The following is an 11,533-nucleotide window of genomic DNA, read 5'->3' as shown; positions in this document are numbered from 1 at the left end:
CCCCGTGCTCAGCGGCGGCGGTACGCCAGGTCGAACACGAGGCGCCCGGCCCGCTGGGACTTCGCCTCGAAGCTCGTGATCGGTCGACCCTCGAACCGGGGCGCCCAGCCGCCTTCGTGGTCCACGGGGTCCGCGGCCGCCGCGCCGGCCCGCGCCTCACCCAGGCCGGCCCGCAGCGGGCGCTCCTCCTCGGCCGCGCTCTCCCAGCCGGCGGGCAGCGGCTGGGCGCCCACCTCGGTCTCCCTGCCCTCTCGGCGCACCCGCGTGAGCGGGGAGTCCTCGCCCGCGGCGCGCCCGGGGAAGAGGTTCTCGAACCCCGGGTGCGCCTCGAGCACCTCGCGCATCTGCACGGCGTAGCCCGACCAGTCCGTCGCCAGCCGCAGCACCCCGCCGGGGGTGAGCACCCGCGCCACGCGGTCCGCGAAGGCGGGGGAGACCAGGCGGCGCTTGTGGTGCCGCTTCTTGTGCCACGGGTCCGGGAAGAACACCCACACCTCGGAGACGGAGCCGGGCGTGAGCAGGGCGTCCAGCAGCTCGGGGGCGTTGGCCTCCACGGCGCGGACGTTCTCCAGGCCCTGCTGCTCCACGCGCGTCATGAGCGCGGCCAGGCCGGGCACGTAGACCTCGACGGCGAGCACGTTCCAGTCCGGCCGGTCGGCGGCGGCCTGCGCCGTTGACTCGCCCAGCCCGGAGCCGATGTCGACCAGCAGGGGGGCCTCGCGCCCGAACACCCCCGCCCAGTCCAGTCGGGCCTGGCCGTCCACCGAGGTGGCGCCGCGGCCGCGAGGCACGTCCACGAGGACCCGCTCCGCCTGGCGGTCCCACACGGCCTGCCGCCCCGCGTTCAGGCGCGCACCACGTCGGACGAAGGAGACCGGCTCCCGTCGGACGAGGGCGGGGTCCTTGTCCCGATTGTGGTCGTGCGCGTGGACGCGCTCGGCGGGCGGCGGCACGGCGTCGGGGCCGGGTGCGTCCGGGCAGGGGCGGGGCAGGTGCTCAGTCATCGCCCCGATCCTGCCACGGCCGCGCGTCGACGGTGCAGACCGCGGCCGACGACGGCGCCCGGCGCCGGGGTCAGGGGGTGCTGCTGGAGCGGTCCCCCGACGTGGGCGACGCGGACGCGGAGGCCGTGGTGGCGGTCGGCTCGGGTGCGGACTCGGTCGGGTCCGGCGCAGGGTCCGTGGCCGGCGCGCTCGTGGACGGACCGGACGCGCTCGTGGACGGACCGGACGGGCTCGGGGACGTCGGGGTCGGGGACGTCGGGGTCGGCGTCGCGGAGGTCGGCGTCGGGTCGGGGGTGCTCGGCGTCGGACTGCCGGATCCCGTGCCCGACGGCGAGGACGAGGTGGGGGGAGACGACGGGGAGGACGGCGTGGCCGAGCGGGTGGGCGCGGGGGCCGAGGAGGACGGGGCCGTGCTGCTCGGCACCGGGGTGGTCACGCTGGGCGTCGGGGCCGCCGTGTCGGCGGGCGCGGACGGGGGCGGCACGGGTGCGCCGGTGGCCTCCTCCGTCCACGAGGACGTCTCGGGCTCCGGCTCGGGGGCGGGCTCCGGCTGCTGCTCCTCGGGGGTCGGGGTGGAGCGGTCCGGCAGACGCAGGTCGGCGGGGGCGGAGGCGGCGTCCGCGGCGACGTGGCCCAGGTCGGACAGCCAGGCGGTCGCCGTGTCCCGAGGGATCCGCACCGTCAGCACGCCCGCGGCGGCCGGCGCCATGGACGCCTGGTCCGCCTCGAGCATCAGGCTGCCGTCCGGCAGGAAGACCACCGCGTCCCAGACGCGACGGTTCTCCACCTGCTCCGGGGCGTCGACCGCCGAGTCCAGGCGCGAGCCGATCACGTCCGGGTCGTTGGCCATGCGCTGGCGCACCTCGGCGCGGAACGCGTCCCAGCCGTCGGGGGTGAAGAGATCGGCGGTCTCGAGCACGCGGTCCTCGCGGGCCGAGTACCAGATCACGTGCGAGGTGGACACGGAGTCCGTGCCGCGCCGCTCCGTGGCGAGCAGGCGGGCCGCGGCGATGTCCTCCGCCACGACGGCGAGCTGCGGCTGGATCTCCAGGCGGGGGTCCGCGCTCGGGTCGGTGTCCCGGCGGTACTGGTCGATCTGGTCGCGCACGGCCCCGGCCATGGCGTCCGTCCAGGCCGGCGCCCCGGACACCTGCAGCCACGCCCCGTGGTGGTCCGGGTCCTCGCCCTCGAGCACGGCGACGCTCGCCTCCGGCACCCGCTCGAGGTCGTGTGAGGGGACCTCGACCGTGAACGGGGCCATGTCCATGGACGGCAGGGCGGAGGCCGCCGTCGTGGCGGGCGCAGGCTCGGGCTGCGGCTCGGTGCGGGCACAGGCGCTCAGCGTCACCAGGGCGACGGCGGCCAGGCCGAGGGCCGCGCGGCCACGGCGGGGGGAGGGCAGGACGGGGTGCATGCGATTCACTTCCGGTGGTCGGAGGACTCCAGGATGGCCTCGACGCGGGCGGCCATCTCGTCCGCGGTCGGCGGGCGCCAGTCCGGGTCGTTCCGGCGGCGGGCGTCACGGCGCAGGCGCAGGACCACCCAGATCGCGAGGAAGGCCAGGATCAGGACCAGGACGATGTTGGAGAAGACGTCCGCGTACTCGGAGACGACGTGGAACCGCTCCCCGAGCGCGTAGCCGCCGTAGACGAAGATCGCGTTCCAGATCAGGGAGCCCAGCGCCGTGAACAGGGTGAACTTCGCGAGGTTCATCCGCTCGATGCCCGCGGGGATGGAGATCAGGGAGCGGAACACGGGGACCATGCGGCCCAGGAACACGGTCCAGTAGCCGTATCGGATGAACCAGCGCTCGGTCTTGGCCACGTCCTCCATGTCCACCAGCGGCATGCGGTCCGCGAGGCGGTACATGCGGTGGCGGCCGAGCCACGCGCCGAGGCCGTAGAGGGCCAGCGCTCCGACGATCGAGCCGACCGTCGCCCAGACCAGCGCGGCATGCGGGCTGAAGGCGCCGCCGGCCGCGGTGAAGCCTGCCAGGGGCAGGATCACCTCGGACGGGATGGGCGGGAAGATGTTCTCCGCGAAGACGGCCAGGCCGACGCCGATCGGGCCGACCGCCTCCATGATGTCCACGACGATGTTGCCGAGCCAGCCGTAGTCGGTGGGCGCGGCGGCGGCCACGGTCAGGGGTGCGACGAGGGGGAGCATGCGCCCCATTGTCCATCATCGACCGCCTCCGCGACGTGGTGGAGGCGCCGACGTCGTCCGCTCTGCGCGCACAGCCGCGCCTCCGGGCGGGCGGGAGCGGGCTGCCGTTGGTACTGTCGGAGGTGCAGACCGCTCACCGACCGTTCGCGCCACACCCCACTCCACGTGCGTGCCGCGGGCCCTACTGGAAGGAAGACTCCATGAGCATCGTCCAGATTCCGCTGCGCCTGGCCTCCGGCGCGTTCATCCTGAACTCCGGCCTGAACAAGCGCGGCATCTCCGCGGAGCAGGCCCAGGGCCTGCGCGACATGAGCGCCCGCGGCCTGCCCGCGCTGGCCAACCTGTCACCGGAGCAGTTCAAGAAGTTCCTCGTGACCACCGAGATCGGCGTGGGCTCGGCCCTGCTGGCCCCGTTCGTCCCGGGCTGGCTCGCCGGCTCCGCCCTGACCGCGTTCTCCGGCGGCCTGTTCTCCATGTACCTGAACACCCCGGAGATGACCGAGGCGGACGGCGTGCGCCCGTCCCAGGAGGGCACCGCCGTCGCCAAGGACATCTTCCTGGTCGGCTCCGGCCTGGCCATCGCCGCCGACTCCGTGGCCAACCGCCCCGGCAAGCGCCGCAAGGCCGCCAAGAAGCGTGCCGCCCGCATCGAGGGCGCCCGCGACGCCAAGGTGCAGGCCATCCGCGACGCCCAGGACGAGAAGGTCGCCGCGATCCACGCCGCCCGTGAGGAGCAGGTCGCCGCGCTGCGCGAGGCCCGTGACGAGCTGAAGAAGCTGCGCAAGAAGGCCTGACGCCCCCGCCGCATGCCTGAGGGGCCCCGCCCGGACCACGGTCCAGGCGGGGCCCCTCACGCATGCGCCCGCCCACCGGGGCACGGCGGGCGGGCAGGCTCAGAGATCGATCTCGGTGGGGTGCAGCACGCGGCGCAGGAAGTCCTGGGTGCGCGGCTGCTGGGGATCGGAGATCACCGCGGCGGCCGGGCCGGCCTCCACCACGACGCCGCCGTCCATGAACACGACCCGGTCGGCCACCTCGCGGGCGAAGCCCATCTCGTGGGTGACCACGAGCATGGTCATGCCGTCGCGGGCCAGCTGACGCATGATCGCCAGGACGTCGCCGACGGTCTCGGGGTCGAGGGCCGAGGTGGGCTCGTCGAAGAGCATCAGCTGCGGGTCCATGGCCAGCGCACGGGCGATCGCCACGCGCTGCTGCTGACCGCCGGAGAGCTGGTCCGGGTAGCGGTCCTCGAGCTCGGCCAGGCCCACGCGGGCCAGCTGCCGACGGGCGACGTCCACCGCCTCGGCCTTGCCCCGCTTGAGCACCTTGAGCTGGGCCACGGTGCAGTTCTCCAGCACGGACAGGTGCGGGAACAGGTTGAACTGCTGGAACACCATGCCCACGTGCCGGCGCAGCACGTCCAGGTCCACGTCCTCGTCCGTGACCGTGAACTCACCGACCGTGACGACGCCCGAGTCGGGCTTCTCCAGCAGGTTCACGCAGCGCAGGAGGGTGGACTTGCCCGAGCCGGACGGGCCGATCAGGCACACGACCTCGCCGGGGGCGACGTCGAGGTCGATGCCGCGCAGCACGTGGTTGGCGCCGAAGGACTTGTTGAGGCCGGCCACGTGCACGCCGGCGGCGTCCGCGGCGGCCACCGCGCCGAAGGATCCGGTGATGGGGTTCTGCTGGGCCATCTCAGTGCCCCTTCTTGGTCGAACGGGCCTCGAACCGGCGGGCCAACAGGGACAGCGGCACGGTGATCACGAGGTAGAACAGGCCGGCCACAAGGATCGGCGTCATGCCGGCGTCGAGGGCGGAGATGCCGTCGCGACCGAACTTGGTGAGCTCGTACTCGTGCGCGGCCAGGCCGAGCACGTAGACCAGCGAGGAGTCCTTGGTCAGGAGGATGACCTCATTGGTGAGCGGCGGCAGCACGATGCGGAACGCCTGGGGGATCACGATGGTGACCATGGCCCGCCACGTCGGCATGCCGAGGGACCGGGCCGCCTCCATCTGGCCGCGGGGCACCGCCTGCAGGCCGGCACGCAGGGTCTCGGCGATGTACGCGGCCGAGACCATGCCCAGGGCCACCATCACGACGACGGGGATCGGCCAGGACACCCCGAACGCGAAGGGCACCCCGTAGCCGAAGGCGAGGAACACCAGCAGCGCGGGGACGCCGCGGAAGAACTCCACGTAGGCGGTGGCCAGCCACCGGTACGGGCCGAACGAGCTCAGGCGCATGAGCGCGAGCACGATGCCGCCCAGCAGGCCGACGACGAACGAGGTGACCGTGTAGAACAGCGTGTTGCCCAGCCCCACGAGGATCACGTTGGGGAACATCGGGGCCACGGCGGGGAAGTTCAGGACGTTCTCGGCGAGCGCGCCCCAGTCGATGAGGACGGCCAGGACGACGAGGGCGAGGACGAAGACGGCCGCCTGGATGATCAGGGACAGCCGACGACGGCGGCGCGCGCGGCCGGGCTTCAGGGCCGGGGCGGGCGAGACGGGGGCCTGCGTGCTCATCGGTAGTCCTCCTGTGCCTGACCGAACCAGCGCTCCTGGAGCTCGGCCACGGTGCCGTCGTTGCGCAGCTCCTGCAGCGCGCGGTTCACGGCGGAGCCGAGCTGCGCCTTCTGCGGGCCGACCGCCATGCCGAGCTGCTCGCCCGTGGGCAGCGACTCGACCACCTCGAAGCGATCGTCGTCCTTGAGGGAGTAGAGCAGCACGGACTGGTTGCCCAGGGCGGCGTCCACGGTGCCGGCCTGCAGGGCCTGGATCTGCATGCCGCCGTCCTCGAACTGCACGGGGCTCAGGCCGTTCTGCTGGGCGTACTCGTCGCCGGTGGTCGCGGCCTGCACGCCGATCCGGCGGCCCTTCGCGGAGTCGATGCCGGTGATGCCGGAGCCCTTCTTTGCGACCAGGACGAGGTCGTCGTCGAGGTAGGGGAGGGTGAAGGCCATGACGCGCTGGCGGGCCTCGGTGATGGAGATCGACGAGGCGTTCACGTCGCAGCCAGTGAGCGAGGCACCCGACTCGATGGCCTCGAAGGAGGAGTCGATCACGTTCACCCCGAGGCCCAGCTTCTCCGCCACCGCCTCGACCAGCTGGATGTCGTAGCCGGTCAGCTCACCCTTCTCCTCGAACTCGAAGGGCGGGTAGGGGACGTCGGAGCAGACCGTCAGGACGCCGGGCTGGACGAGGCCGTACGAGGTGCTCAGGTCGTCGTCGGACACGATGCCGGCGGATCCGGCGTCGCCGCCGAGGACGGCGCAGCCGGTGAGCAGCGCCGCCGACGCGGTGAGCCCCACGGCGCCGAGGAGGCGGGAGTGGATGCGGGTCATGGAGTGCCTTCTGTGCCGCCGTCGGGAGGACGGGCGTGCGGGTCGGAGGGAGCCGGCAGAGTGACGTGTTCCGCCGTGATTGGAGGTCATCGTAGTGCGTCGGGGGCCGTCGCGGGCGCCGGGAGACGACTCGTCGCCGCGGAGCGAGCCGATCGACCGGTGGCCCTGCCGCGGCCCGCCTCAGCAGACGAAGGCTGGCCTCGCGCTGTGGGGATTGTCAGGCTGGGCACATCGTCGTCACCCGGTCTGAGAGGTCTCTCATCCTCCGCACCCCCGCCCCCGCCCGCCCCGCCGCCACCCTGTCCCTGCTCGCGGTGGGCGCCCTCGCGCTCGTCGGCTGTGCCGGGGGCGGCGGCGAGGCCTCGTCCTCCGCGTCGGCCGACGCGTCCGAGTCCGCCCCGGCGGGGGGCCGGCTCGGACCTCACGGCCGAGCAGGAGAAGCGCGTGGAGGCGCTCGAGGACGTCTTGCTCACCCCAGAGACCGCGCCCGACGGTGTGTTCACGGACATGGAGACCCAGGCCGGCGGCGGCGGGGAGCCGATCAGCACCAGCCTGAGCCTGACGGGCGTCACCCCCACGGGCGCCTGCGCGGACCTCATCGAGCAGATCAACACGCAGCAGGCGCCCGGGCTCGGCGGCGCGCTGGCCCAGTACGAGGTGGACCCGGCCGCCGTCACCGGCCTGGCCGGCTCCCAGGCCGGGGCGTTCGGCATGGTCGCGGTCACCGAGGACGGCACTGATCTGCTGGCGCCCTTCGGCGAGCTGGCCGACACGTGCGGCACGTTCGGCGACCCGGACGGCGTCGAGGCGGCCTTCACAAAGGTGCCCGGCGTGCCGGACGCGGCCCACATCGCTCTGGGGAACTCGGGCATGGACACGGCCCTGTTCACGATGACCGTCGGCGGCGTCACGGACGGGGACGAGCTCGTGTACCTCGGCATGGTGGGCCTCGACGAGGAGATCGCGGCCGAGACGCTGCGTGCCCAGGTCGAGGCGTTCGAGACCCGGGAGCGCTGACCCGTCAATCGTCGGGCCGAGGCGTCGGCTCGAGGCGGGCGCCGTCGTCGGACACCGGGTCCGCGTGGAACGGGCTGCCCGAGCTGACGTCCTCCGGGTCCCGCCGCCCCGACTCGACCGCGAGGAGGCGCCCCTCCTCGGAGAGCAGGGGTGTGGCGTCGATCGTGAGGTCCTCGCCGGCGCGCACGGCGTCGGCCACGAGCCGGGCCAGGCGGCGGTTGCGGGCCTCGTGCCGTTCGGAGGCCTCGAGCACTGCGGTATGCCGCGTCGCCAGCTGGATCTCGACGGAGGCGTCGATGCCGACGGCCAGCTGGCGGGCACGCAGCACCTCCGCGTCGAAGGCGGCCCCGGCCAACAGCACGATGCACGCCACCCACGCGAGGGCGAGCACGCCGATCGCGGAGTTGATCCGCCCGACCACGGCGAACTGGCCGAACCGGTCCGTGATCCAGCCCAGGGCCACGGTGGCGCCGAAGAGCAGGACCACCACGGCCACGGCGCCGAGCGAGAGCGGGCGGTAGCGGGGCTGCCGGACGTTGGGCCCCAGGCGGTAGGCGAGGGTCACGATCAGGGCGATCACCACGAGGATGACCGGCCACTTCACCACGTTCCACGTCTGGACCGTCTCCTCCGGCAGGCCGACGGCCTGGCCGAGGCGCAGGGAGAGGTCGCCGCCGACGACCACCAGGATCGTGATCAGCACGGCGCCGAGCATGAGGGCGAGCGTCTCGATGAAGACCACGAGGCGGAAGTGGAGGAAGGGCCGGCCCTCGCGGGTGTCGTGGATGCGGTGCATCGCCCGGTGGAACGCACCGACGGCGCCCGAGGCGGACACCACGGTGCCGACGGCCCCGAGGACGACGGCGCCGGTGCCGGGCCCGGCCGAGCCGAGGGTCAGGATCCATTCGCGGACGACGTCGGGCGTCAGCGACGGCCAGATCTCGGCGGCCAGGTGGGCCGCGGCGTCCACGGTCTCCTCCTCGACGCCCAGCAGCGAGACCACGGAGAGCAGGGCGATGACGGTGGGCAGCAGGGACAGCGCCCCGAAGAAGGTCATGGCGGCGGCCACATCCCAGACCTGCAGCTCGAAGAGCCGGTGCAGGGTGCGGCGCAGGACGTACAGCAGGGACACCCGCGGTCGGGTGTACGTGCGAAGGCGCCGGGGCGCCGCTGTGGAGCCGGCCATGGCACCAACGTACCGGCGCGCCGGGGAATAGCCCTGGTGCGTGGAGGGTTGAGCTATATAGACTCAACTTCGTCTGCGGCGGGAACGGCCCGCGGTCGACGGTTGTCCGACACCCCGGGACACGGGAGAGAAGGAGCCAGTAGTCCATGGATGCCAAGTTCACCACCAAGAGCCAGGAGGCGCTCTCGGCTGCGGCCATGAACGCCTCCACCGCCGGCAACCCCCAGGTCGAGCCGGCCCACCTGCTGAAGGCCCTGATGGACCAGCGGGAGTCCGTCGCCGTGGCCGTCCTGAAGGCCGCCGGGGCCGACCCCGACGCCGTCTCCACGGCGGCCTCCTCGGCCATCCGACGCCTGCCCTCCACCCAGGGCAGCACGGTGGCCCAGCCCCAGTTCTCGCGCGCCGCCCTGCAGGTCGTGCAGAACGCGCGCACCCAGGCCGAGCAGCGCTCGGACGAGTTCGTCTCCACCGAGCACCTGCTGCTCGGCGTGGCAGCGGACTCCGGCGAGGCCGGTGAGGCACTGCGCTCGAACGGGGCGAGCCTCGAGGCGCTCGCCGCCGCCCTGACCCTGGTGCGCGGCGACTCCCGCGTCACCACCCAGGACCCGGAGACCACCTTCCAGTCCCTGGAGAAGTACGGCACGGACCTCACCGAGATCGCCCGCTCCGGCAAGCTCGACCCGGTGATCGGCCGCGACGCCGAGATCCGCCGTGTGGTGCAGGTGCTCTCGCGCCGCACCAAGAACAACCCCGTGCTCATCGGCGAGCCCGGCGTCGGCAAGACCGCCGTCGTCGAGGGCCTGGCCCAGCGGATGGTGGCCGGGGACGTCCCCGAGTCCCTGCGCGGCAAGACGCTGATCAGCCTGGACCTGGGCGCCATGGTCGCCGGCGCCAAGTACCGCGGCGAGTTCGAGGAGCGCCTGAAGGCCGTCCTCGAGGAGATCAAGGCCGCCGAGGGGCAGGTCGTCACGTTCATCGACGAGATCCACACCGTCGTGGGCGCGGGCGCGTCCGAGGGCGCCATGGACGCCGGCAACATGCTCAAGCCCATGCTGGCCCGCGGCGAGCTGCGCCTGATCGGCGCGACCACCTTGGACGAGTACCGCGAGAACATCGAGAAGGACCCCGCCCTGGAGCGCCGCTTCCAGCAGGTCTTCGTGGGCGAGCCCAGCGTGGACGACACGATCGCCATCCTGCGCGGGCTCAAGGAGCGCTACGAGGCCCACCACAAGGTGGCCATCGCCGACTCCGCGCTCGTGGCCGCGGCCACGCTGTCCGACCGGTACATCACCGGCCGCCAGCTGCCGGACAAGGCCATCGACCTCGTGGACGAGGCCGCCTCGCGCCTGCGCATGGAGATCGACTCCGCCCCGGAGGAGATCGACGTCCTGCGCCGCCAGGTGGACCGCCTGACCATGGAGGAGCTCGCCCTCGAGGGCGAGACGGACCCCGCGTCCATCGAGCGGCTCGAGGCCCTGCGTGCCGAGAAGGCGGACCGCGAGGAGGAGCTCACCGCCCTCACCGCCCGCTGGGACGCGGAGAAGGCCACCCTCAACCAGGCCGGCGACCTGCGCGCCAAGGTGGACGAGCTGCGCTCGCTCGCCGAGAAGGCCCAGCGCGACGGCGACCTCGCCGAGGCCTCCCGCCTGCTGTACGGCGAGATCCCCGCGCTGGAGAAGCAGCTCGAGGAGGCGGACCGCACCGCCCGCGAGGCCGACCGCTCGGCCACCGAGCCGATGGTCTCCGAGGAGGTCACGGCGGACGACATCGCCGAGGTGGTCTCCGCCTGGACCGGCATCCCCGCCGGGCGCATGCTCACCGCCGAGTCCGAGAAGCTGCTCACCATGGAGGAGCACCTCGGCGAGCGGCTGATCGGGCAGCGGGACGCCGTCGTCGCCGTCGCGGACGCGGTGCGCCGTTCGCGGGCCGGCATTGCGGACCCGAACCGGCCCACGGGCTCGTTCCTGTTCCTGGGCCCCACGGGCGTGGGCAAGACCGAGCTCGCCAAGGCGCTCGCGGAGTTCCTCTTCGACGACGAGCGCGCCATGGTGCGGATCGACATGTCCGAGTACGCGGAGAAGCACTCCGTCTCCCGCCTGGTCGGCGCCCCTCCGGGCTACGTCGGCTACGACGAGGGCGGCCAGCTCACGGAGGCCGTGCGGCGTCGCCCATACTCGGTGGTGCTGCTGGACGAGGTGGAGAAGGCCCACCCCGAGGTCTTCGACATCCTGCTCCAGGTGCTCGACGACGGCCGCCTCACCGACGGCCAGGGCCGCACCGTGGACTTCCGCAACGTGATCCTGATCCTCACCTCGAACCTGGGCTCGCAGTTCCTCGTGGACCCGACCCTGGACGAGGCCGCCAAGCGCGAGTCCGTGATGTCCGTGGTGCGCGCGGCGTTCAAGCCCGAGTTCCTCAACCGCCTGGACGAGATCGTGCAGTTCGACGCGCTCACCGTGGCCGAGCTGACGCGGATCGTGGACCTGCAGGTCGCCTCCCTGCAGGCGCGCCTGACGGACCGCCGCCTCACCCTCGAGGTGTCCGACGCCGCCAAGGCGTGGCTCGCCGAGACCGGGTTCGACCCGGCCTACGGCGCCCGGCCCCTGCGCCGCCTGGTGCAGCGCGAGATCGGCGACCGCCTGGCCCGCGGCATCCTCGCCGGGGAGATCGCGGACGGGGACACCGTGGTCGTGGACCGCGTCGAGGGCGAGAACGGCCTCACCGTGACCCGGAAGGGCTGACGCCGGGACCGACGGCTCGTGTTCCTCCTCCCTCTGGCGCGTCGGGGGCGGTTTCGGGTGGTATCCGGCCTG

General features: G+C 73.1%; 10 protein-coding genes. 3 read left to right on the top strand and 7 right to left on the bottom strand.

Annotated features, from left to right (window positions below):
- Positions 1-8: 8 nt before the first annotated feature.
- The 3 genes from trmB to G6R13_RS02890 all read right to left on the bottom strand — a co-directional run bounded on the left by trmB (position 9) and on the right by G6R13_RS02890 (position 3,170).
- On the bottom strand, positions 9-1,004 hold the full coding sequence (gene trmB, locus G6R13_RS02900; protein ID WP_069941131.1) for a tRNA (guanosine(46)-N7)-methyltransferase TrmB: 996 nt from the start codon (positions 1,002-1,004) through the stop codon (positions 9-11).
- 70 nt (positions 1,005-1,074) lie between these two features.
- Positions 1,075-2,418: a hypothetical protein gene (locus tag G6R13_RS02895; RefSeq protein WP_163721006.1), complete on the bottom strand. Its 1,344-nt coding sequence runs from the start codon at positions 2,416-2,418 to the stop codon at positions 1,075-1,077.
- 5 nt (positions 2,419-2,423) lie between these two features.
- Entirely contained in the window at positions 2,424-3,170 is a 747-nt protein-coding gene (locus tag G6R13_RS02890; protein WP_036382290.1) for a DedA family protein, read from the bottom strand.
- 200 nt (positions 3,171-3,370) lie between these two features.
- Between G6R13_RS02890 and G6R13_RS02885 the strand changes: the two genes are divergently transcribed.
- Positions 3,371-3,964: a hypothetical protein gene (locus tag G6R13_RS02885; RefSeq protein ID WP_020626481.1), complete on the top strand. Its 594-nt coding sequence runs from the start codon at positions 3,371-3,373 to the stop codon at positions 3,962-3,964.
- Between the two features lie 99 nt (positions 3,965-4,063).
- On the opposite strand, the gene G6R13_RS02880 is transcribed toward G6R13_RS02885, so the two are convergent.
- From G6R13_RS02880 to G6R13_RS02870, 3 genes are read right to left on the bottom strand one after another with little or no spacing between them, the layout of a single operon-like run.
- A complete protein-coding gene (locus G6R13_RS02880) occupies positions 4,064-4,867 on the bottom strand; it encodes an amino acid ABC transporter ATP-binding protein (RefSeq protein WP_036314233.1) in 804 nt (267 codons plus the stop codon).
- A 1-nt stretch (position 4,868) separates the two neighbouring features.
- Positions 4,869-5,699 carry an amino acid ABC transporter permease gene (locus tag G6R13_RS02875; RefSeq protein WP_163721004.1) on the bottom strand — a complete coding sequence of 277 codons (831 nt, stop codon included), beginning with the start codon at positions 5,697-5,699 and terminating at the stop codon, positions 4,869-4,871.
- Complete coding sequence (locus G6R13_RS02870; RefSeq protein WP_163721001.1) at positions 5,696-6,517, bottom strand: ABC transporter substrate-binding protein; 822 nt, start codon at positions 6,515-6,517, stop codon at positions 5,696-5,698. Before G6R13_RS02870 ends, G6R13_RS02875 begins: the two co-directional genes overlap by 4 nt.
- Before the next feature lie 444 nt (positions 6,518-6,961).
- Between G6R13_RS02870 and G6R13_RS02865 the strand changes: the two genes are divergently transcribed.
- Positions 6,962-7,534 (top strand): hypothetical protein, encoded by a 573-nt coding sequence (locus tag G6R13_RS02865; protein WP_163720999.1) that lies wholly within the window; start codon positions 6,962-6,964, stop codon positions 7,532-7,534.
- Positions 7,535-7,538: 4 nt separating this feature from the next.
- On the opposite strand, the gene G6R13_RS02860 is transcribed toward G6R13_RS02865, so the two are convergent.
- Positions 7,539-8,720, bottom strand: a complete 1,182-nt coding sequence (locus G6R13_RS02860) for a YihY/virulence factor BrkB family protein (RefSeq protein WP_163720998.1) — start codon at positions 8,718-8,720, stop codon at positions 7,539-7,541.
- Positions 8,721-8,866: 146 nt separating this feature from the next.
- Here G6R13_RS02860 and clpB point away from each other — a divergent pair, with 146 nt between their 5' ends.
- On the top strand, positions 8,867-11,461 hold the full coding sequence (gene clpB / locus G6R13_RS02855) for an ATP-dependent chaperone ClpB (RefSeq protein WP_163720995.1): 2,595 nt from the start codon (positions 8,867-8,869) through the stop codon (positions 11,459-11,461).
- The last annotated feature ends 72 nt before the right edge of the window (positions 11,462-11,533 follow it).

It is taken from the genome of Micrococcus sp. Alg238-R198, from assembly GCF_900537135.1.
Lineage (GTDB): Bacteria > Actinomycetota > Actinomycetes > Actinomycetales > Micrococcaceae > Micrococcus > Micrococcus luteus.
Note: the sequence above shows the minus strand (reverse complement) of the source record. Positions and strands in the feature narration are given on the sequence as shown.